Below are 20,768 nucleotides of genomic sequence, written 5' to 3' on the forward strand. Positions count from 1 at the left end.
TGTATGACGTTCTTGTGGCACACTGAAGCGATGTTTTGTGCACGCTATCGTTCCAAAATGGAAAGTCTCGACGTGGGGGCATCATGCGCGACCTCGACCTGACCACCTTGCGGCTTTTCGTCGCCGTCTGCGAGACGCAGAACATGGCCCGGGCCGCCGAAGAGGCGCATGTCGTGCCGTCGGCGGTCAGCAAACGCCTGGCGCAACTGGAACAGACCGTCGGCGCCAAGCTGCTGGAGCGGCGGCGCCGCGGCGTGGCGGCGACCGCCGCGGGCGAGATCCTGCTGGGGCACGCCCGCGCCATGCTGGCGGCGGCCAACCGCGTGGCGCGCGACATGGAGGACTATGGATCGGGGATTCGCGGCCAGGTCCGGCTGCTCGCTACCGTCTCGACCATGGCCGAGTCGCTTCCCGACGATATCGCCGCGTTCCTGCAGGAGCCGGGGCACCGCGACGTCGGCATCACCGTGGAGGAGAGCCTGAGCCTGGAAGTCGTGCGCTCGCTGCGCGAAGGCTCGGCGCCGCTGGCCATTTGCTGGGATGCGGCCGACCTGGAGGGCTTCCAGACGCGGCCCTACCGCTCGGACCATCTGGCCGCGGTGGTGCACCGCTCGCATCCCCTGGTCCAGAGCGGGCGCTGCAGCTTCGCGCAGACGCTGGAATACAGCCATATCGGCATGCCGGCCCAGACCGCGGTGCAGACCATGCTGAACCGCCATGCGGCGATCCTCGGTCAACGGATCGACTACCGGGCGGTGGTATCGACCTTCGATGCGGCGCTGCGATGCGTCCGCGCGAATCTCGGGGTGGCGGTGATACCCGCGGAGATCGCGCTACCGTTCGCCGACGCGCTCGGCATCGTCGTCATTCCCCTCGAGGATTCGTGGGCAAGACGGCGCTTTGCCATCTGTTCGAGAGATTTCGCGGCGCTGTCGCCGGCGGCGAAACTTCTCGTGGAGTTCCTGCAGACGCGGGCGCGGCAAGGGTGAGGGCACAAGGTGCCCCGGCGGAGCGTGCCGGCCTCCGGGGACGGACCGGGGAGGCATAGCCGTCTCTTTAGCACTTCTGAGTGTCTTGTTGGTTACCTTTGCAGGCGGCGCGCCTACATCAGTTGTTGCGTTCCCACATACGCATTTCTACCTAATGTTGCGTTGCGACAAGAGTCGTCCTACAATTCGGGAAAACCCGAGTTAGGGTTATCCCTGAAAAGCAAAGGAAACGACCATGAACGCACAAGCCGACATCAAGATGACCGACCAACTGGAACGCGACCTGATCGAACGCGAACTGGACGCGCCTCGCCTGGGCTTCGCCTACGACGTGAAGCGCCTGGTCGCTGCTGTTCAGAACGTGATCGCTCGCCTGCAAGCCGAAGCTGGCAAGGCCAAGATCACCTACGCGAACGGCTGATATCGCACCGCAGCAAAACGCAGAAAGAGCAGTAGCAGTCCTACAAAAGTAGTCCTGGTTGAGTGGCACCGCAGTACCCGCAGTACCAAAGATCGCTGGCCGCCGAAATGGGCAGCCAGCGCCGCGTGAAGTGACGCGGCAGGCGTAAAAATGACGATCGGGCGCTCGCCCTGACTGCAGGTACGTTCCAGTACCCTGCGGCGAACAGGAAACCGGCCTGGTAACGGCCCCGAGAATGTGTCGGGACCGCTACCAGGCCGGTTTTTTTGTTGCCGATACCGATACCGCCAGATGCGGGACCTGCGCGAAGCATTCGATCAGCATTTCGGTGAGGACCCGTACCTTGCGCGACGGGTGCTGGCCTGGCGGGCGGACGACATAGGCGCCTGCCGGGCGTACCGGATGGCGTGTCATCACGGGAACCAGCGCGCCGGAGGCCAGATGTTCGTGGATGAGGCCATCGGGAAGGTAAGCGATGCCAAGCCCTGCCAGCGCGGCAGCGACCAGCGCCGCGCCGTTGTCGGCTTTGAAGCGCCCCTGCGGACGAACCGTGATGACCCTGTCGCCATCCATCAGTTGCCAGGCCTCGGTTCCCTGCATCAGGGCCTGATGCCCGAGCAGCTCGTCAGGGGTCTGCGGGGCGCCGTGCGCTTCGATATAGGCCGGACTTGCCACGACCGTCCCATAAATGGGGCCGACGCACCGGGCAAGCAGATTGGAGTCCGGAAGATGACCCAGCCGTATCGCGCAGTCGTACCCGTCTGCGACGAGATCGACGATGCGGTCGCTGTAGCAGGTCTGGATATGGAGCGCCGGATGGCGCCGCGCCATTTCCGCGAGCACGGGCGCCAGGTGGGTCGGGCCTAAGGAAACCGGTGCGGCAATTCTCAGGCGGCCGCGAAGTTCGCCGGCGGGCAGGATCGCTTCGCGTGCCAGGTCGATCTCGGCGCAGGCTCTGGCCGCATGGTCGCGGAAGGTGGCCCCGGCTTCCGTGAGCGCGGCACCCCGCGTGGTCCTGGCAAGCAGCTGGATGCCGAGCTCCGCTTCCAGCCGTGCGAGCCGACGGCTGACGATCGACTTGGCCACGCCGAGCCGCAGCGCCGCAGGCGACACGCCGCCAGCATCGGCGACTTCCACGAATGTCCGTAGCGCTTCGATGTCCAATTGAACGTTCCCCGTTTCGTGACACAGCTCGCCGCAGGATGGTACTACCGTATCCGGCATGGGAAGGTGACAATAGCATTATCAGGCACTGCGCCATCGTCGATGGCTGGAACGCAACCGGAGAAGAGACATGATCGAACTGGTGATCGAGCAGCGGCGCCGCAATCTGGGCGGCAGCTTTGAAGTCGGCCGCGTATTGCCATTCGTCAAGCGGCGCATGGTGGGCCCCTTCATCTTCTTCGACCATATGGGGCCACTCGATCTGGCGCCCGGTATCGACCGCAGCGTCGATGTCCGGCCGCATCCGCACATCGGTCTGTCCACCGTGACGTATCTGTTTTCCGGCCAGATCATGCACCGCGACAGCCTGGGCTACGAACAGGCGATCCAGCCCCGGGAAGTGAACTGGATGACCGCGGGCAGCGGCATCACCCACAGCGAGCGGTTCGAGCAGGCACGGGCGCACGGCGACCATCTGCATGGCATCCAGGCGTGGGTCGCGCTTCCGGACGGGCAGGAGGAGATCGCGCCATCCTTCTCCCATCATGCCGGCAGCGACCTGCCTCGGTGGGACGAGGCAGGCGTGACCGGCCATCTGATCGCCGGCAGCGCCTATGGCCTGACGGCCGGCGCGGAAACGCATTCGCCGCTGTTCTACGCGCATCTGGAGATGGCGCCCGGCGCCACGGCCGAGATTCCGGGTGGCTACACGGAGCGGGCGCTCTATATCGCCAAGGGTGCGGTGGAACTCGACGGCATGCGCTACGAGAGCGGCAGGATGCTGGTGCTCGGTCCGGCTGCCTCGCGGGTGCGCGCATCGGAACCGTCTGCGGTGATGGTCCTTGGCGGCGAGCCGGTTGGCCAACGGTTCATCTACTGGAACTTCGTCTCGTCTTCGAAGGACCGCATCGAGCAGGCGGCATCGGACTGGAAGGCGGGAAGGATGAAGCTTCCGGACGCGGACAACGCGGAATTCATCCCGCTGCCGGACGACCCGGGGACGCCTGCGCCGGCGATGTCGTAAGCGGGACCCTGTCCCCTATCTGGACGGCGAACCGACGAGCGGCTCCGGGATCGGCTGGACGTGCAGCCGGTCGCGTCCGGACATGGCGTCTCCCTGCACCTGCTCGGACAGTCGCTCGGCATCCCGCTGACGAATGTCCGCGGCAGCCTCTTCGACATCGGCCTCGGCAAAACCCAGCGCGCGCAGCGCCTGCGCACCCATCAGGTAGGCCGATTCGACCGTCTCCCGGATCTGGTACTCGACGCCCGCGCGGATCAGCTGCACCGCGTGGCCACGGTCATAGCTGCGCACCAGGAGCGTGGCCTGAGGGAACGTGTGCTGCGCCAGCTCGACGATCTGCAGCGCGGCCTTCGCATCGTCGATGCAGATCATGATCGCGTCGGCTTCGCCGGCACCGGAGTGCTGCAGCGTGTCGAGCCGGAGCCCGTCGCCGAAATAGACCTTGAAGCCATACCGTCCCGCATCGCGGATGCGGTCCGGATCCATGTCGATCACGGTCAGGTCGACTCCCCTGGACAGCAGCGCCTGCGAAGCAATCTGTCCGAAGCGGCCGAAACCGATCAGGAGGACCCGGCCGTGCAGATTGCAGGCGACATCGACGCCCTCCATCGATGTCCTCGCCTGGAATAGCCGGTTGGCCGCGAGCATCAGCAGTGGCGTCAGCGCCATGGACAGGATCACGACGGTGGCGAACAGCGCGTTCTGCCGGGCATCGATGACGCCGCCGGAGGTCGCGGCGGCATAGAGCACGAAGGCGAATTCCCCGCCCTGCAGGAACATGGACGTCCGATGGAGGGCCTGATGACTGGAGCCGCCGAACAGGCGCGCGACAGCGTAGACCACGACGCCCTTGGCGACCATGAAGGCGGCGAGCATGGCCAGCAGAAGCTGCCATTGCGCCGCGACGACGGCGAGGTCCAGCGACATGCCGACCGCGAGAAAGAACAGTCCCATGAGCAGGCCGCGGAACGGTTCGATATCGCTCTCGATCTGGTGCCTGTAGCTGGAACTGGACAGCATCACGCCGGCAAGGAAGGCTCCCATTGCCATCGAGAGACCGGCCACCTCCATCAGCAGCGCTGCACCGAGAACCACCAGCAGCGCGCCCGCCGTCAGGACTTCGCGGGTGCGCGCGCGCGCCAGCAGGGCGAAGAACGGGTTCAGGCACCAGCGCGACACCACCAGCAGCGTCAGCAGCGCCGCGGCCGCCATCAGCATGCGCGTCCATCCTGCCTGGCCCTGCGCCAGCGGGGAGAGAAAGCCCACCACCGCCAGCAGCGGCACGATCATCAGATCTTCAAACAGCAGAATCGCCACCGACCTTTGGCCTTGCGCGGTGGAAATCTCGCCGCGCTCCTGCAGCACCGACATGATGACTGCCGTCGAGGACAGCACGAAGCCCGCCCCGGCAATGAACGCGACCGTAGCGGGAAGGTGGAAGATGGCCGCGCCCGCCAGCGTGAGAATGGCGATCGCCGCGCCGACCTGCGCCAGGCCCAGGCCGAAGATCTGGCCACGCATCGCCCATAGCTTGGCGGGCCGCAATTCCAGTCCGATCACGAACAGGAACATCACCACGCCCAGCTCGGAGAAATGCAGGATGGATTTCGCATCGGAGAACAGGCCGAACACCGATGGCCCCACCAGTACGCCCGCGGCGAAATAGCCCAGGACCGAGCCGAGGCCGAGCCTGCGGAACAACGGCACTGCGACCACGGCTGCGCTCATCAGGACGACAGCCGGTCCAATTGTCTGCCCCAGGCTCGCTTCTGCCATCGGGTTTCCTTTTCAATCTTGGGTGGGTGAAGGGGACGGGCACGGGCCTGGGCCAGCCAAGCGGCTGTCGTGCTTCCCGGCAAGCGAGGATACCTTGGCGGCAGCCGGTGAGCCAGCCTCGATCCGCCATTCGGCGTTCCATATCCGGCGACACAGCTCGGCACCAAACGGCACTACCGGGTGGACGACGGCAACGACACAATGCCCCTGCTTCGAGGGAATGCCGCCGCTGGCGATGTTTCGTTGAAGACCGATGCCAGACGTTCCACAAACTGACGTTCAACCAGGGGTGCACTCATGACTTTCCGAAACGGCCTTGCTTCGCTTCTTCGTCCCGAAGATTCGGTACTGGTTCTGATCGACCACCAGCCCTATCAGCTGGCGAACGTGAACAGCCACGAGCCGCAGATGGTGATCAACAATACGGTGGGTCTGGCCAAGGCTGCCAAAGCCTTTGGCGTCCCGACCATCCTGACGTCGGTGCTCGCGGCCCGGGGAGGACTGCTGTTCCCCCAGATCACCGATGTGTTTCCCGAGCACGAGGTGATCGACCGCACCTTCATCAACACCTGGGAGGACCGGGCGGTGGTGGACGTGGTCAAGGCCACGGGCCGCAAGCAGCTTGTCATTGCCGGCCTGTGGACCGAAGTCTGCGTGGCGATGCCGACGATTCAGGCGCTCGGGGAAGGCTGGGATGTCACGGTGATCACCGATGCCTGCGGCGCCGTTTCCACGGAGGCACACCAGGTCGCCATCCAGCGGATGATCGCGGCGGGCGCGAACATGATGACGTGGCTGGCGTTGGCGGCCGAATGGCAGCGCGACTGGGCCAGGGAAGAGAGTGCCGCCAGGCTGACAGAGGTGATCGCGCAGCATGCCGGCGGCAGCGGCATCGCTTACCTGTGGGAGCAGCAGCTGCTCAATACGCCGGTGCCGAAGAACGCGGCATGACCTGAGCCGGGAACGCCGCGACGCACAGGTTCGAGGCCCGGCCGGGGAGCATTCACCCTTCCCCGAACTCCTGCCGGGTCCGCACCGCCCCCGGACACTGCGCGTCCAGCGATTCCCGGTATCGCACACATCCGCGCAGGAACTGCGGCCACTCCGGCACCGCCGGAAGCTGCGCGGCGCCATCGGGCAGCAGCGCCCACATATCCGGATGGTGCCAGCAAAGCGCGTGACCGGATGCGTCGCGGTGCCTGCGTATCGCGGCCCGCAGCTTGCGGACCTCCTCGATCAGCCGCTCGCGCGACATGGTGTCCAGGTCTTCGTCCATGGCGTCCTCGCTGTCGTGGCTCGCTCGGTCAGGCGCCGTCGTGCGGCGCCAGCCCGGGCGCAACCTATCGATTGTAGACAGCGGGACGGCCAGGATTACCGCTTCACCGCGCCGAACGGATGGTACTGGTACAGCCAGGTCTCCGACAGCGGCTTGCCGTCATGGCGCAGGAACAGCCGCATATCGACGGGGTCGTTGCCTTCGGTGGTCAGGTCGAACTGCGCCCGCCAGTGGCCAGGCACGCCATTGGGCACCGCCTCGGTGAAGACATAGGAGAACTTGCCGCGCGAGGCCCACAGCACGGCCTCGGGCTTGGCGCCGAAGGGCAGCTTTTCCAGCGGCCCACCCTTGAACTCGACCATGAATTTGCGCACGCCGGACGGGCGCGGCTGTCCGGGCTGGCCGCCGTTGCCCAAGCGGGTGGCGACGCAGCGGGCCAGCTCGGTCGGGTAGGGCTCGTCGGCGAGCCAGTGCAGCCGGTAGCGCAACTGGAAGGCCTGGCCGGCCTTGGCCGGTGCCTGCGGGACCCACATGGCGACGATGTTGTCGTGGATCTCGTCGTCGGTCGGAATCTCGATCAGCTGCACGGTGCCGGCGCCCCAGCCGTCGCGCGGCTCGACCCACAGGCTGGGCCGGCGCTCGTAATAGACGCCGTCCTGATAGTGGTCGAAGTTGCGGTCGCGCTGCAGCAGGCCGAAGCCGCGCGGATTCTCGTCCGCGAAGGCCGAGGCCATGGTGCGCGACGGGTTGTTCAGCGGCCGCCAGATGCGCTCGCCCTTGCCGGTCCACATCGCCAGGCCGTCGGAGTCGTGCACTTCCGGGCGCCAGTCCACGCCGGTGGCCTTGACCGTCTCCGAGTACCAGAACATCGAGGTCAGCGGGGTCAGGCCCAGGCGCGCGACGTCCTTGCGCAGGAACACCGTGCAGTCGATGTCCATGATGACGCCCTTGGCGCGCTGCATGGTGAAGCGGTAGGCGCCGGTGACGCTTGGGCCGTCGAGCAGCGCGTGGACCACCACGGTGTCGCCGCCTTCGCTCGGGGGCTCGAAGTAGAAGTGGGTAAAGGTCGGGAATTCCTCGGGTTTGCCGGCCTCGGCGACGTCCACCGCAATGCCGCGCGCGGACAACCCGTACTGGTACAGCTCGCCGATCGCACGGAAGTACGAGGCGCCGAGGAAGGCCACCCAGTCGTTCTTGCGCCAGTCCAGCTTCTCCTGGTCGCCGGTGCGGCTCTCCTGGAAGCGGAAGCCGGCGAAGCCACTGCCGCGCGGCAGCTTGCGGGCCGGACTGTCGGCTGGCATGTCGAACAGATTCTCGTCGTAGACGATCTCCCGCGCGGCCAGCCCGCTGCGTCCGCCCTCGATGACATGCATGCGCACCGGCACCCGGAAGTAGGTGCCGAGATGGAAGAACGTGACGGGAAACTGTCCCGGGCCGTTGGCAAACAGCGCTTCGTCGGTGCGATAGCGGATCTTGCCGTGCGCGTCGTAGTCGATTTTCTCGAGGATCTCGGCGGGGGCGGTTGGCGGGGCGACGTAGGCACGGGAGGCCATCTCCCGCGCGCGCTGGATCAGCGCGTCGTGGCTGAAGGGTTGTCCCTTGCGCAGGCGGATGCGGCCGGTGGCGAGAGCGGCAGGCGAGATGCCCAGGCCCGCGAGCGCCGCGCTGGTGGCGGCGGAGACCAGCACGGTCCGTCGTGTCATGTTCGGCATGCGATAGCGGTGGCGAGTGCCCTTGTAATCAAGTTGCTGAAAAGACGCGCCGAATGCAAAAAAGTTCGATCGGCGCGCGCGGCGAACGTCGGATGGTAACGCAACGGAGCTGTGCACCCGACGGCGTGCCCATGCGGTCCGAGGCAGGGCAAGGGCACGGTAGGGTCGATGCGGCCGAACGCAGGTTCGCTCCGGGTGTGCCGCACCAATGGTGCGGACCTTGCTTGCGCAGGTGTCTTGCGCGCTGGAGTTGCACGCGAACCCGTGGCCCGTCTGGGGGCTGCGCACAGGAGGACCCATGCCGGCATACAACCCCCCCACGGACGTCGCCAACGAGGACGCCCCGGTCGACACCTCGACACAACCGACGGCGCTTGAACAGACCCCGCAAGGGAGCACCGCGCCGCCCCCCATCGACCCGGCCGCCGAGGCGCTGCTGCCCGAGCCGATTCCAGTGCAGATGCGAATCAATGGGGTCGACTACCAGTTGCGGCTGCGCCCTTGGGTGACCCTGCTCGATCTGCTGCGCGACCGGCTGGACCTGACCGGCACCAAGAAGGGCTGCGATCATGGCCAGTGCGGTGCCTGCACCGTGATCGTCGATGGCCGGCGGATCAACGCGTGCCTCGCGCTCGCCGTGGCCTACGACTGCGCCGACATCACGACGGTGGAAGGGCTGGGCAGTCTGGCCGGCAACCCGGAGGGCCTGCACCCGCTGCAGCAGGCCTTCATCGACTGCGACGCATTCCAGTGCGGCTACTGCACCCCCGGGCAGCTGTGCTCCGCCGTGGGCATGATGAACGAGCCGGCCCCGGTGAACGCGGCGGAGATCCGCGAGCGGATGAGCGGCAATATCTGCCGTTGCGCGGCCTATCCGCAGATCGTCGAAGCGGTCTCGCGCGTCGTGTTCTCCCAGCGAGAGACGGCAGAGGAACCGCCCGCCGCCGCAGTCGGACAAGGAGAGCCGCAATGAACCCATTCCGCTATCAACGCGCCGACTCCGTACCGGCCGCGCTCGGCGCGATCGACGCCGCCATCTCCACGAGCACGGCGGGCGCGGGTCAGCGGCGTATCGCGCGCTTTCTCGCCGGCGGCACCAACGTGCTGGATCTCATCAAGGAAAACGTCTGGCATCCGGCGGTGCTGGTCGACCTGGGACGGCTGCCGCTGGGGCAGATCGAAGCGCTGCCCGATGGCAGCATCCACTTGGGGGCGATGGCGCGCAATGCGGAAACCGCCGAGCATCCGCTCGTGCGCGAGCGCTACCCGATGCTGCGCGCGGCGATCCTGTCCGCCGCATCGCCGCAGATCCGCAACATGGCGACCAATGGCGGCAATCTGCTGCAACGTACCCGTTGCTACTACTTCTACGATGCCGGCGTGCCGTGCAACAAGCGCGAGCCGGGCACGGGATGCCCGGCCGCCAGCGGGCTGGCACGCCAGCATGCGATCCTCGGCGCCAGCGAACACTGCATTGCCACGCATCCGTCCGACATGTCCGTCGCGCTGGCGGCGCTCGACGCCACCGTCCATGTCGAGTCGATGCGCGGCACCCGGGAGATTCCGTTCGAGCAGCTGCATCGGCTGCCGGGCGACCGTCCCGAGCTCGATACCACGCTGGAGCCGGACGAGCTGATTATGCATATCAGCCTGCCTCCGGCCGATGCCTTTGCGGCGCATAGCACTTACCTGAAGGTGCGCGAACGCGCGTCCTATGCCTTCGCGCTCGTGTCGGTGGCCGCCGCACTCGACCTGGAGCCGGGCGGAACGATCCGCGGCGCGCGGCTGGCGCTGGGTGGGGTCGCCCACAAGCCGTGGCGCGACCGTGAAGCGGAGGCGCTGCTGGTGGGACGGCAGGCGGAGCCCGCGGCGTTTGCGGAGGCCGCGCGCTTCGTGCTGCGCGATGCCCGCGCATGGGGCGGACCGGCGCTGCCGGAAAGCACGCCGGGCAATGGCTGGAAGATCCCGCTCGCCGAGCGCGCCATCGTGCGCGCCTTCGAGATGGCCGCCGCCGGCATCGTCACCAACACCGGCCCCGATGCCGCTCGCCAGGAGATCGCAGCATGACCAGGACGACGTTGGAAACGATCGACGAGGGCCAGCAGCCAATGGCCGCGCCTGGCACGGGGCAGGCCGGCATCGGCATCCCGGCCCGGCGGGTGGACGGTCTGGCCAAGGTCACCGGACGCGCGCGTTATGCGGCCGAGCATCCCAGCGAGGATCTGCTGTACGGCGTGGTCGTCAACAGCACCATCGCGCGGGGACGAATCCTGTCGATGGACACCGGCCGCGCCCTGGCCGTGCCGGGCGTGGTCGATGTGCTGACCCACGAGAACCGGCCCGCGCATCGGGCGCTGGACCGGTACTACAAGGACATGGTCGCCCCGGCGGGATCGCCCTTCAAGCCGTTGCACCGAGACGAGATCGAATGCAGCGGGCAGCCCATCGCACTGGTGGTGGCGGAGAGCTTCGAGGTGGCGCGCTACGCGGCGTCGCTGGTGCAGGTGCGCTACGACGTCTGGGAGCACGGCACCAGCCTGCTGGAACATCTGGACGAGCGTCATCCGCCGAATCCGGAGAAGACCGGTTATACCCCGCCGCCACCACCCAAGGGCGACGCGGACGCCGCGTACGCGCAGGCGCCGGTGAAGACCGAAACGGTCTGCTACTCGGGCGTGGAGCACCATAATCCGATGGAGATGCACGCCAGCACGGTATGGCGCGACGCGCGCGGACATCTGCTGATCCACGACAAGTCACAGGGGTCGCAGAACTGCCGGGACACGCTGATGAACGTGTTCGGCCTGCCCGAGCGCAAGATCACGGTGCGCAACCCCTTCGTGGGCGGGGCCTTTGGCTCGGGGCTGCGTCCGCAGTACCAGCTGTTCCTGGCGGTCATGGCGGCGCTGAAGCTGGAGCGCTCGGTGCGTGTCGTGCTGACGCGCCAGCAGATGTTTACCTTCGGCCATCGGCCGGAGACGTGGCAGCGGGTGCGGCTCGCCGCCGAGCGCGATGGCCGCCTGCGCGCGCTGATCCACGAGGCGGTCACCGAAACGTCCCGCCGGGAGGACTATGTCGAGGTCGTGGTTAACTGGTCCGGGCAGCTCTACAACGCCGACAACGTGCGGCTGGAACACCAGCTGGTCGATCTCGATGTCTATACCCCGATCGATATGCGGGCACCGGGCGCGGCGCATGGCGTGCATGCGATCGAGGTGGCGATGGACGAGCTGTCCTACGCGCTCGGCATGGACCCGCTGACATTGCGGCTGGTCAACTATGCCGAGAAGGATGGCAACACCGGCCTGCCGTTCTCGAGCAAGGAGTTGCGCGCCTGCTACGACCGGGCCGCCGAGCGCTTCGGCTGGCACCGCCGCCTGCCAGCGCCGCGCGCGATGCGCCAGGGCAATGAACTGGTCGGCTGGGGCATGGCGACCGGCACCTGGGACGCGATGCAGATGCAGGCGCGGGCAAGCGCCACCTTCCACGCGGACGGCCGGCTGGAGGTGACCTGCGCCGCCAGCGACATCGGCACCGGCACCTATACCGCCATCAGCCAGATCGCGGCCGAGGCGATGGGGCTGCCGCTGGAGCAGGTGATCTTCCGCCTGGGCGATTCCGACTTGCCCAAGGCGCCGATCGAGGGCGGTTCGTCGCATGTCGCGACGGTCGGCTCGGCGGTGGACGGCGCCTGTGAGCGGCTGCGCCGCCTCATCTGGCGGCTGGCGCGGGAGATCCGCGGCGGCGGCATGGAAGGCACCAGTTTCAACGAGGTGGAATTCCGCGACGGCACCATCCGCCTGCGCGACGATCCTGCTCGCGCGCTGCCGCTGCCGGGCGTGCTGCGCGCCCGGCGCAAGGACAAGCTCGCCGTGCGTTATCTGTCCGAGCCGAACCAGAAGGCGCAGAGCGCGCATACCTGCGCCGTGCATTCGGCCGTGTTCTGCGAGGTGCGCGTGGACGAAGCGCTGGGCACGGTGCGCGTAGCGAGGGTGGTCAGCGCAATTGCTGCGGGGAGGATCATCAATCCGATGACCGCGCGCAGCCAGATCGTTGGCGGCATCGTCTGGGGCATCGGCCAGGCCCTGCACGAGGAAACGCTGACCGATCACCGGCTTGGCCGCTTCATGAACCACAACCTGTCGGAATACCACGTGCCGACCAATGCGGACGTGCACGACATCGACGTGATCTTCGTCGAGGAGGACGACCGCATCGTCAGCCGGATGGGCGCCAAGGGCGTGGGTGAGATCGGCATCGTCGGCGTGAGCGCCGCGATCAGCAATGCGATCTACCACGCGACCGGCAAGCGGCTGCGCTCGCTGCCGATGACGCCTGACAAGGTGATGGCGAGCTGAGGCACGCGTTGCCTCTGCCTTCATCCATAAGATGGCGCTCGACTGTCGGCGCGCATTGGATGCGCCAACCGTAGCCGGCGTCATCGTATCGAGTGCCAAGACTGCCAAGGAGAGCGCATGGCGTTGACCCAACCGATGACGCCGTCCCGGGCCCAGCGGATCGCCGTATTCCGCGCGCTGAATCTGGGCGACATGCTATGCGCGATCCCGGCGTTGCGGGCCCTGCGGCGGGCCCGGCCGCAGGCCGAGATCACGTTGGTAGGCCTGCCGTGGGCGCATATCCTGCGCCCGCGCTACGGCGGCTATGTCGACCGCTTCGTCGCCTTCCCCGGGGGCGCCGGGTTGCCGGAGCGCCAGCCCGCCGCTGGCGAGCTGGAAGCGTTCTTCGCCGGCATGCGCGAGGCCGAGTTCGATCTGGCCCTGCAGATGCACGGCAGCGGACCGGCCAGCAATGCTGTCGTGGCGGCATTCGGCGCGCGGCGGGCGATCGGGCTCGGCGACCGCGCCCCGGAAGATCGCATCGAGGTCTGGCCGTACGACGATGCCCGCCATGAAGTGCGGCGCTGCCTGCATCTGCTCGAGGCGGGCCTTGGCATCGGCGAGGCCGACGATGCGCTGGAGTTCCCGCTGCACGAGGAGGACTGGTGGGAGCTGCAGCGCTATCCCGAGCCGCATGCGGCAACGACCGCGCCTTATGTCTGCCTGCAGGCCGGCGCCCGCGACCCGGCCAAGCGCTGGCCCGTCGCCCACTTCGCCAGGGTAGGGGACGCGCTGGCGGCGAGCGGCTATCGTGTCGTGCTGACCGGGTCGGGCGCGGAACGGGAACTGGCGCGGCAGGTTGCCGACCGGATGCGTGATCCGGCGGTGAACGCGGCCTGCGACATCTCGATCGGCGGCCTTGCCGCCCTGCTGTCGGGCGCTTCGTTGCTGGTGTCGAACGATACCGGGGTGGCGCACCTGGCGGCAGCGCTTCGGGTGCGCAGCGTGGTGATCTTCTTTGCCACCGACCTGCGCCGCTGGGGGCCGCCGGACAACGGCCGGCACCGGGTTTGTCAAGCAGCGGTCGCGCCCGAGCCGGAGGCGGTGCTGGAGCAAGCCCTGGCGCTGCTGTCGGCTACCGAGCGGCGGGAGGTGTCGCGGAATCGAACTGCTCCAGTGCCATCGTGACGACCTGCGGCACCGGGATGTCGTCGATGAACGATGCCCGGTGCGCGCACTGGCTGCCGATGCAGCTCGCGTTGCAGACCGGGCAGTGGATACGGTGAGACACGCCAACGCGATGCAGCCGCGCGGACAGCGGCCCATAGCTGTGCAGATTGCCGATCCAGTACAGCGTCACGGTGGAAATGCCCAGCGCGCGCGCCAGATGGGCGGGACCGGTATCGTTGGACACCAGCAGGCGCGAGCGCGCGAGCAGCGCGCATAGCCCGCCGACCGACAGCAGCCCTGCCGCGTCGATGGCCGGCTCGCGCATGCGCTGGCGGACGTCGCGCACCAGCTCGGCCTCGTTCGGGCCACCGTTGATGACGACCTGCGCGCCACGTCGGGAGAGGGCGTCGCCCACGGCCGCGAATCCGGCGGCGTGCCAGCGCCGGCGCGGATCGGTTGCGCCCGGTTGCAACACCGCAATCGGCGCATGCAGGTCCGGTAGCGCCTGCTCCAGTTCCGCGACGTCGGCGCCGGTCAGGGCCAGCGCCGGTTCCGTCGCCGGCGCCACCGCACCCACCAGGCCGACGCATTCCTGCAGCAGCCTCGCGCGCGGGTGCAGATCGATATCGGGCTGCCGATAGGGAAAGTTGCGATCGAGCGCCGCGGCATCCGGCGAACGAAACCCGGCGCTGACGCGCGCGCCCAGCTGCAGCACGAAGGGATTGCTGAAGCGGCCGCCCCCGTGCAGCTGCAGCGCCAGGTCGAAGCGGCGCGACCGCATGGTCGCAACAAAGTCCACCGCCGCCGGGTCGTGCTTCCTCCCCGCGTCGGTCGCATCCCCTGGCGCTGGCGCGGTGATTCCCGGGATCGGTGGCAGGCAGATCGCCTCGTCCACCGGGCCTGGCCGGTCGCGCAGGAATTCGGTGTGCCAGCGGTTGCCGAGCAGGGCAAGGGTGGCATCCGGGTAGCAGGCCTTGAGCGCGTCCAGCGCCGGCAGCGTCAGCACGAAGTCGCCGACGGCGTTGGCTCGGAGCACGACGATGCGCCGGACATCGGGCACCACGGGGCCGGGCCAGTCTTCCGAGATTGTCATGGGATCAGGCCGGCAGTCCGGCGTCCGGGGTTTGCAGCGAGTCCGCGCGTGTCACCGCGGCGGCTGCCGGCGTGTGGCAGGTGGCGGCGGCAGCCGTGGCAGCCCTGAGTCCAGACCACTTCGGCAAGTCCACCTCGCGATTGGGCACGGTGGTGGGCAATTCCTGATGGTGCGCGCCAGAAGGCAGGATGCCACAGCCGCCGTACCGCTCCATCACCTGCAGCTGCGCATACACATCTTCCCCGCAGTGCTCGTCGGGGACGCGGTCCCAGAAGGCGAAGCCGCCGCAGTCCAGCAGCTTGTGCCGGTCGTACAGCACGCAGCCCCCGGCCCAGGCGACCTTGTACAGCTTCCAGGCGCCGTCGGCGAGCGCGGCCGCGCGCTGGACATGCCAGAGGTTGGCGGCGTTATGCAGCAGGTGGCGCGACCACGCCGGCGAGTGCGGCTCCACCCGTTCGGGTTGCACCACGTTGTCCGTCCAGTATTCGATGTGCTGCTGATGCGGCCGCTCGTCGTCCCGGTAGGACAGCCCGATCACCGCGCTGCCGATGAATCCGCAACCGCTGGCATCGAGCGCCTCCACCATCCGCTGCAGCGCCTCCGGCTCGAGGATCACGTCGTCGTCGAGGAACAGCACGTACGGCGCGTCGGCGCGCTGCAGCAAGGCGTGCCGTTGCTGGGCGAGGCCGCGGCGCGGCAGGTTGCGGTCCAGCTCGACCGCATGGCCGCGCGCCCGCAGCAGGCGCACTACCGCCTGGCATTCGGGCGCGTCGTAGCCGGGCGCGCCATCGGACTGATCCAGCACGATCACGCCGAAGTCGGCGAAGCGCTGGCCGATCAGGGCGGCAAGCGTGACAGCGAGCGCCGCAGGCCGGTTGCGCGTCGGGATCAGGATCTGGACGCGCGCGCTCAACGTACCTGCTCCTGGGCGCCGCCCGCGCGATAGAGGAAGGGATTCAGCGTCGGGTCGTTGTACATCTTGAACTGCCGGTGTACGCGGTACAGGCAGGTCCCCGACAGCATGCCCGCCAGCAGCCGCCGCAGGCAGGAACCGAGATGGGCGTGCTGCTGGCGCAGGCTGTCGAGCTTCGCCCGGCAGCGCTGGATATGCTGGGGGTCGGCGTCGCGGCGCTCGCACTGCAGCGCCATATGATGGATCTTCAGCGTGCCGATGGACATGCGGTCGACGATCGAGCCCGCGGTTTCACTGTTGACCCAGGCGTCCGCCTGCGGCGACACGCCGTGCTCGGCGGCCAGATCGAGAATCACGTCGTCCATCGCCTCGATGGCATCGTTGCGCAGCTGGTTGTAGCGGTCGATCGCCCGTTTGTTGGCGGCGATCTCGCTGTCGGGGACGTCCTTGCGGCGCGCCTTGTCCTCTTCGTTCCACAGCAGGGTGTTGTAACGGTGATTGTCCAGGGCATGCACCAGCAGCGGATGCAGGCTCGGCAGGCGGGGCAGCACGTCAGGCCATTGCGGCATGGCCATCGCGGCGGCGTGCAGCGCCTCGATCTCGGCGACCTCTCCCAACGGGTTGGTGGCGGTAGCCGGGCCTCGCTGGATGCGCGCGGCGGTATCGGGCAAGGGAGGAGACGCGGTCATGATGGTTTTCCTCCAGAGTGAGCGATCGGCGCATCGATCGATGCGCCGGCACCAGCAATCGCCATGCCGAGGCCGACGGACCATCGTACTGCTGCATCGCCGTCGGGCAACCCTCCCCGGCGCGGCGGGCCGAAAACAGCGCAAAGTGCAGCACAGCGGTAAGTTTTACCGCTCCTCGCGAGAAGACAACGCACCGTGCGATGCGGGCACCGTCAACTGGCCGGCTTGCGCATGCGATGTCAACCGCCGCGCAAGACGGCCAGCGGCGCAGCGCAGGGACGCGGCAGGGATGCCGCAAAGCGCGTCGCCACAAGGGCAGGAAGCACTTGCCAACCTGCGCGCAGCGACGGCACGCCACTTGCGGCCGGCCACGCGGTGCGCCTGTGGCATCGACATGGCACGACCCTTTCTTCATTCGCACTTGCCGCTTCTTAGGCTCTTTCGCTATTGTGGAAGCACGGCCACTTGTTCGAGCCTTGGTCCGGGGGAGTCCCGGGTTCCCGAGTGCCGCGAACCCGTTTCGGAAAAACTGTAAAAGTGTTCTTCCGATTACATACGGAACATGAAGCGTGCTCTATACTCAAATGCACGTCCGCGCACTTCTTTTACTGGTGACTGGAGACCGATATGAACAGTACAGCCGTGCCAAGAGGCGCTAGCGAACCGTTCCGGCAATTGCGCGCGCTGCGCCGCGCACGCAAGCTGAAGCAGGAGGACGTTGCCCGCAAGGCGGGAATTTCGCGGGAAGCCTATCTGCGTGCCGAATCGGGCCAGGCCGACCCTCGCATGTCGACCTTCCTCGCCGCGTGCGAGGCACTCGGTCTCGAAGTCGTGCTGGCACCGCAGCATCTGGCGCAGGACGTCAATGCGTTCATTGCCAGCCGCAACGGCGGCGTGACTGCCGCGTCGATGGCGGGACAGGGCGGTTCGGCCCCCTCGCAGTCCGTGCAAGGATCGACCGGTTCCAATGCGACACCGGCCGGCGGCATGGGGTCGATGCAAGGGGAGGGGCAGAAGCCCGCCTGACCCGCGCAGTGAAGGACAAGGGACGCCCTGGCAAGGGGGGTCCCTGCCTTCGGTCCCGGTTTTACCTCGCCTCCGCTCCAGTGGCGCTGCGCCGCGGTGCTCTCGCGCCGCTGTGTCGGCTCGCGCGTGGCGCTGCGTGCCGTGCCCGGCGATGCGTTTCCCTCCACGGGACGCGTCTTTCGTTATCCGGCCGACGGCGCCGTGCCGCGCGCCTGCCGTTTCCTGCCTTGACCCCGCACCCCCGGGGCCGTCTCCCCTCTTCCTGCTGAAAGTGGCATCGCTCGCGCCGACGCGACGCGATGGCGACCCTTCGTGTTCGAACGGGGCCGCCCCCGACCGGTTTGACACGTCCCGGGCTGAAGATTACGATACGGTAAATCGATTTCGTAATCCGTAATTCCGGACGACTTCGCGACATAACGAGAGGAGACCCCCATGTCCAAAGCCTTCGCCTCCCAGGCCGACCTGCAAGAGAAGCAGGTCACCTTCACCAAGCTGTCCGAGAACGCCTACGCCTATACGGCCGAAGGGGATCCGAATTCCGGTGTGGTGATCGGCGACGACAGTGTGCTCATCGTCGACACCACCGCGACGCCGGCAATGGCGCAGGACCTGATCGCCCGCATCCGCGCCATCACCGACAAGCCGATCAAGCACGTGGTGCTGTCGCACTACCACGCGGTGCGCGTGCTGGGCGCCTCGGCGTACTTCGCCGAGGGCGCGCAGAACATCATCGCCAGCCGCGGGACGTGGGAAATGATCGTGGAGCGGGGCGAGGCGGACATGAAGTCCGAGATCGAACGCTTCCCGCGCCTGTTCTCCGGCGTCGAAACCGTGCCTGGCCTGACCTGGCCGAACGTGGTGTTCGAGCGCGAACTGACGCTGTTCCTCGGCAAGCTGGAAGTGAAGATCCTGCACCTGGGGCCCGGCCATACCAAGGGCGACACGGTGGTGTGGATTCCCTCGCAGCGCATCCTGTTCTCCGGCGACCTGGTGGAATACGACGCGGCGTGCTATTGCGGCGACGCGCAGCTGGAGGAGTGGCCCGCGACGCTGGACGCGTTGCGCGATCTTGGCGCGGAGGCGCTGGTGCCCGGACGCGGCCCTGCGCTGACCACGCCGGAACAGGTCGAGAAGGGGCTGGCCTATACGCGCGACTTCGTCACCACGCTGCTGCAGCGGGGCCGGGAAGCGGTGGCGCAGAAGCTGGACCTGAAGGGCGCGATGGCGCATACGCGCGCCGCGATGGACGAGAAGTTCGGCCACGTCTTCATCTACGAACACTGCCTGCCATTCGACGTGGCGCGTGCCTACGATGAGGCGAGCGGCATCAAGCATCCGCGCATCTGGACCGCGGAGCGCGACAAGGAGATGTGGGCCGCCCTGCAGGACTGAGCGCGCAAGCCAACGACGATGCCGTGAGCCACGGAACAGTGGACGAGGTAGTGGAGACAGACATGACGGATCAGCAACGCAGCCCGGCGCCGCCGGACAGCCGCACCTTCGAATACCGGCGCTGTGCCGAGCAGCAGGGCGTGGGCAGCCCCGCGCCGCGGCCGGTGGTGGTGATCGGCGCCGGGCCGGTGGGTCTGGCCACCGCCATCGATCTGGCGCAGCAGGGCGTGCCCGTGGTGGTGCTGGACGACGACTGCACGCTGGCCACCGGCTCGCGCGCCATCTGCTTCGCCAAGCGGACGCTGGAGATCTTTGACCGGCTCGGCTGCGGCGAGCGGCTGATGGCGAAGGGCGTGCGCTGGAATGTCGGCCGGGTGTTCTTCGATCAGGAGCAGGTGTTCAGCTTCGACCTGCTGCCCGAGAGCGGCCATGGCCGGCCCGCCTTCATCAATCTGCAGCAGTACTACCTGGAAGGCTATCTGGTCGACCGCGCCGCGCAGCTCGACGGACTGGAGCTGCGCTGGAAGAACCAGGTCACGGCGGTGCGCCAGCACGACTCGCACGTCGAGTTGACGGTGCAGACGCCGGACGGCGACTACGGGCTGACCGCCCGCTACGTGGTGGTGGCGGACGGCGCGCGCAGTCCCGTGCGGCGCGCGATGGGGCTGGAGAGCCATGGGCGCACCTTTCGCGATCGCTTCCTGATCGCCGACGTGCGCATGGAAGCGGGCTTTCCCAGCGAGCGCTGGTTCTGGTTCGATCCGCCGTTCAACCGCAATCAATCGGTGCTGCTGCACCGGCAGCCTGACAATGTCTGGCGCATCGATTTCCAGCTGGGCTGGGATGCCGATCCCGAAGTGGAGCGCCAGCCGGAGCGCGTCTTGCCCCGCCTGCGCGCGCTGCTCGGTCCCGAGGCGCGTTTTACGCTCGAGTGGGTCAGCGTTTATACCTTCTCCTGCCAGCGGATGGAGCGCTTCCGCCATGGCCGCGTGCTGTTCGCGGGAGACGCCGCGCACCGCGTCTCGCCATTCGGCGCGCGCGGCGCCAACAGCGGCGTGCAGGACGCGGAGAACCTGGCGTGGAAGCTGAAGCTGGTGCTGTCGGGCGCGGCGCCCGATGCGTTGCTGGACAGCTATGCGAGCGAGCGCGAGGCGGCCGCCGACGAGAACATCCTGCATTCCTCCCGTTCGACCGATTTCATTACACCGAAGAGCGCGGTCAGCCGCACCTTCCGGGATGCCGTGCTGCGGCTGGCGCGGGCACACCCGTTCGCCCGCCAGTTCGTCAATAGCGGCCGCCTGTCGACGCCGGCAGTGCTGACCGGCTCGCCGTTGAACACGCCAGACGAAGACCGTTTCGAAGGGGCAATGGTGCCGGGCAGCTGCTGCGCCGATGCACCGGTTCGCCGCCAGGATGACAGCGACGGCTGGTTGCTGCATGCGCTTGGCAACCGCTTCGTGGCGCTGGTCTTTGCCGGCGAAACGGGCCTGGCGCCCGAGGCGATCGCCGCGCTGGAAGCGCTGGCCGCCAATGCCGTGCCGGTTGCCACGCTGTGCGTGGTGCCGCCCGGCTTCGGTGCCGCCTTGCCGCGCGAGGCGACGGTCGTCATCGATGCCGAGGGGCTGGCCGCAAGCCGCTATGACGCCCGGCCCGGCAGCTGCTATCTGATCCGGCCGGACCAGCACGTTTGCGCCCGCTGGCGGCGGATCGATGCGGCGGCGATCGAGGCCGCGCTGGCGCGGGCGCTGGGCAGGGCAGGTTCTCAGGCCGCGCCGGGTGCCTC

General features: G+C 67.7%; 17 protein-coding genes and 1 pseudogene. 11 read left to right on the top strand and 7 right to left on the bottom strand.

The genetic code is table 11. The features are described 5' to 3' along the window. Positions 1–83 precede the first annotated feature (83 nt). The gene (locus K6V06_RS12460; RefSeq protein ID WP_222243835.1) at positions 84–989 is read left to right on the top strand and encodes a LysR family transcriptional regulator; all 906 of its coding nucleotides are present in this window, start codon (positions 84–86) and stop codon (positions 987–989) included. Between the two features lie 235 nt (positions 990–1,224). Next, on the top strand, positions 1,225–1,410 hold the full coding sequence (locus tag K6V06_RS12465; RefSeq protein WP_222243838.1) for a hypothetical protein: 186 nt from the start codon (positions 1,225–1,227) through the stop codon (positions 1,408–1,410). Positions 1,411–1,659: 249 nt separating this feature from the next. Here K6V06_RS12465 and K6V06_RS12470 read toward each other — a convergent pair whose 3' ends face one another. Further along, a complete protein-coding gene (locus K6V06_RS12470; RefSeq protein ID WP_222243840.1) occupies positions 1,660–2,574 on the bottom strand; it encodes a LysR family transcriptional regulator in 915 nt (304 codons plus the stop codon). 130 nt (positions 2,575–2,704) lie between these two features. Here K6V06_RS12470 and K6V06_RS12475 point away from each other — a divergent pair, with 130 nt between their 5' ends. Next, a complete protein-coding gene (locus K6V06_RS12475; protein ID WP_222243842.1) occupies positions 2,705–3,598 on the top strand; it encodes a pirin family protein in 894 nt (297 codons plus the stop codon). 15 nt (positions 3,599–3,613) lie between these two features. On the opposite strand, the gene K6V06_RS12480 is transcribed toward K6V06_RS12475, so the two are convergent. Further along, on the bottom strand, positions 3,614–5,374 hold the full coding sequence (locus K6V06_RS12480; RefSeq protein WP_222243844.1) for a monovalent cation:proton antiporter-2 (CPA2) family protein: 1,761 nt from the start codon (positions 5,372–5,374) through the stop codon (positions 3,614–3,616). 297 nt (positions 5,375–5,671) lie between these two features. On the opposite strand from K6V06_RS12480, the gene K6V06_RS12485 reads away from it, so the two are divergent. Then, positions 5,672–6,325, top strand: coding sequence for a hydrolase (locus K6V06_RS12485; RefSeq protein WP_222243846.1), 654 nt, complete (start codon positions 5,672–5,674; stop codon positions 6,323–6,325). A gap of 52 nt (positions 6,326–6,377) precedes the next feature. Here the strand turns inward: K6V06_RS12485 and K6V06_RS12490 are convergent, their stop codons facing one another. After that, complete coding sequence (locus tag K6V06_RS12490) at positions 6,378–6,650, bottom strand: hypothetical protein (protein WP_222243847.1); 273 nt, start codon at positions 6,648–6,650, stop codon at positions 6,378–6,380. Positions 6,651–6,745: 95 nt separating this feature from the next. Then, entirely contained in the window at positions 6,746–8,353 is a 1,608-nt protein-coding gene (locus K6V06_RS12495; RefSeq protein ID WP_255581809.1) for a glucan biosynthesis protein, read from the bottom strand. Between the two features lie 469 nt (positions 8,354–8,822). On the opposite strand from K6V06_RS12495, the gene K6V06_RS12500 reads away from it, so the two are divergent. The 4 genes from K6V06_RS12500 (at position 8,823) to K6V06_RS12515 (ending at position 13,887) form a co-directional block, all read left to right on the top strand. After that, positions 8,823–9,335, top strand: coding sequence for a (2Fe-2S)-binding protein (locus K6V06_RS12500; RefSeq protein WP_255581821.1), 513 nt, complete (start codon positions 8,823–8,825; stop codon positions 9,333–9,335). Then, positions 9,332–10,429, top strand: coding sequence for a xanthine dehydrogenase family protein subunit M (locus tag K6V06_RS12505; protein ID WP_222243850.1), 1,098 nt, complete (start codon positions 9,332–9,334; stop codon positions 10,427–10,429). Before K6V06_RS12500 ends, K6V06_RS12505 begins: the two co-directional genes overlap by 4 nt. Continuing rightward, positions 10,426–12,720: a xanthine dehydrogenase family protein molybdopterin-binding subunit gene (locus tag K6V06_RS12510; protein ID WP_222243851.1), complete on the top strand. Its 2,295-nt coding sequence runs from the start codon at positions 10,426–10,428 to the stop codon at positions 12,718–12,720. Before K6V06_RS12505 ends, K6V06_RS12510 begins: the two co-directional genes overlap by 4 nt. Positions 12,721–12,837: 117 nt before the next feature. After that, positions 12,838–13,887 carry a glycosyltransferase family 9 protein gene (locus tag K6V06_RS12515; RefSeq protein ID WP_255581810.1) on the top strand — a complete coding sequence of 350 codons (1,050 nt, stop codon included), beginning with the start codon at positions 12,838–12,840 and terminating at the stop codon, positions 13,885–13,887. Here K6V06_RS12515 and K6V06_RS12520 read toward each other — a convergent pair. The 3 genes from K6V06_RS12520 to K6V06_RS12530 are packed head-to-tail and all read right to left on the bottom strand — an operon-like array spanning position 13,835 to position 16,564. After that, complete coding sequence (locus K6V06_RS12520; RefSeq protein WP_222243852.1) at positions 13,835–14,962, bottom strand: glycosyltransferase family 9 protein; 1,128 nt, start codon at positions 14,960–14,962, stop codon at positions 13,835–13,837. The two genes, K6V06_RS12515 and K6V06_RS12520, sit on opposite strands and share 53 nt — an antisense overlap. A 4-nt stretch (positions 14,963–14,966) precedes the next feature. Beyond that, entirely contained in the window at positions 14,967–15,875 is a 909-nt protein-coding gene (locus K6V06_RS12525) for a glycosyltransferase (RefSeq protein WP_222243853.1), read from the bottom strand. Then, the gene (locus K6V06_RS12530) at positions 15,872–16,564 is read right to left on the bottom strand and encodes a DUF4254 domain-containing protein (RefSeq protein WP_255581811.1); all 693 of its coding nucleotides are present in this window, start codon (positions 16,562–16,564) and stop codon (positions 15,872–15,874) included. Before K6V06_RS12530 ends, K6V06_RS12525 begins: the two co-directional genes overlap by 4 nt. A 627-nt stretch (positions 16,565–17,191) precedes the next feature. Between K6V06_RS12530 and K6V06_RS12535 the strand changes: the two genes are divergently transcribed. From K6V06_RS12535 to K6V06_RS12545, 3 genes and pseudogenes are all read left to right on the top strand, one after another. Then, complete coding sequence (locus K6V06_RS12535; RefSeq protein ID WP_222243854.1) at positions 17,192–17,590, top strand: helix-turn-helix domain-containing protein; 399 nt, start codon at positions 17,192–17,194, stop codon at positions 17,588–17,590. 435 nt (positions 17,591–18,025) lie between these two features. Next, a complete protein-coding gene (locus K6V06_RS12540; protein WP_222243856.1) occupies positions 18,026–18,985 on the top strand; it encodes an MBL fold metallo-hydrolase in 960 nt (319 codons plus the stop codon). A 62-nt stretch (positions 18,986–19,047) separates the two neighbouring features. After that, positions 19,048–20,766: pseudogene (locus K6V06_RS12545) on the top strand (FAD-dependent oxidoreductase); the annotation flags it as partial. Positions 20,767–20,768 lie beyond the last annotated feature (2 nt).

The sequence above is a fragment of the Cupriavidus sp. AU9028 genome (assembly GCF_019795295.1).
Lineage (GTDB): Bacteria > Pseudomonadota > Gammaproteobacteria > Burkholderiales > Burkholderiaceae > Cupriavidus.

Coding starts and splice junctions, on each gene's coding strand:
- K6V06_RS12460 (WP_222243835.1), top strand. CDS start 84: ATGCGCGACCTCGACCTGACCACCTTGCGGCTTTTCGTCGCCGTCTGC.
- K6V06_RS12530 (WP_255581811.1), bottom strand. CDS start 16,564: ATGACCGCGTCTCCTCCCTTGCCCGATACCGCCGCGCGCATCCAGCGA.
- K6V06_RS12495 (WP_255581809.1), bottom strand. CDS start 8,353: ATGACACGACGGACCGTGCTGGTCTCCGCCGCCACCAGCGCGGCGCTC.
- K6V06_RS12520 (WP_222243852.1), bottom strand. CDS start 14,962: ATGACAATCTCGGAAGACTGGCCCGGCCCCGTGGTGCCCGATGTCCGG.
- K6V06_RS12500 (WP_255581821.1), top strand. CDS start 8,823: ATGCGAATCAATGGGGTCGACTACCAGTTGCGGCTGCGCCCTTGGGTG.
- K6V06_RS12465 (WP_222243838.1), top strand. CDS start 1,225: ATGAACGCACAAGCCGACATCAAGATGACCGACCAACTGGAACGCGAC.
- K6V06_RS12505 (WP_222243850.1), top strand. CDS start 9,332: ATGAACCCATTCCGCTATCAACGCGCCGACTCCGTACCGGCCGCGCTC.
- K6V06_RS12535 (WP_222243854.1), top strand. CDS start 17,192: ATGAACAGTACAGCCGTGCCAAGAGGCGCTAGCGAACCGTTCCGGCAA.
- K6V06_RS12540 (WP_222243856.1), top strand. CDS start 18,026: ATGTCCAAAGCCTTCGCCTCCCAGGCCGACCTGCAAGAGAAGCAGGTC.
- K6V06_RS12490 (WP_222243847.1), bottom strand. CDS start 6,650: ATGGACGAAGACCTGGACACCATGTCGCGCGAGCGGCTGATCGAGGAG.
- K6V06_RS12510 (WP_222243851.1), top strand. CDS start 10,426: ATGACCAGGACGACGTTGGAAACGATCGACGAGGGCCAGCAGCCAATG.
- K6V06_RS12475 (WP_222243842.1), top strand. CDS start 2,705: ATGATCGAACTGGTGATCGAGCAGCGGCGCCGCAATCTGGGCGGCAGC.
- K6V06_RS12480 (WP_222243844.1), bottom strand. CDS start 5,374: ATGGCAGAAGCGAGCCTGGGGCAGACAATTGGACCGGCTGTCGTCCTG.
- K6V06_RS12515 (WP_255581810.1), top strand. CDS start 12,838: ATGGCGTTGACCCAACCGATGACGCCGTCCCGGGCCCAGCGGATCGCC.
- K6V06_RS12485 (WP_222243846.1), top strand. CDS start 5,672: ATGACTTTCCGAAACGGCCTTGCTTCGCTTCTTCGTCCCGAAGATTCG.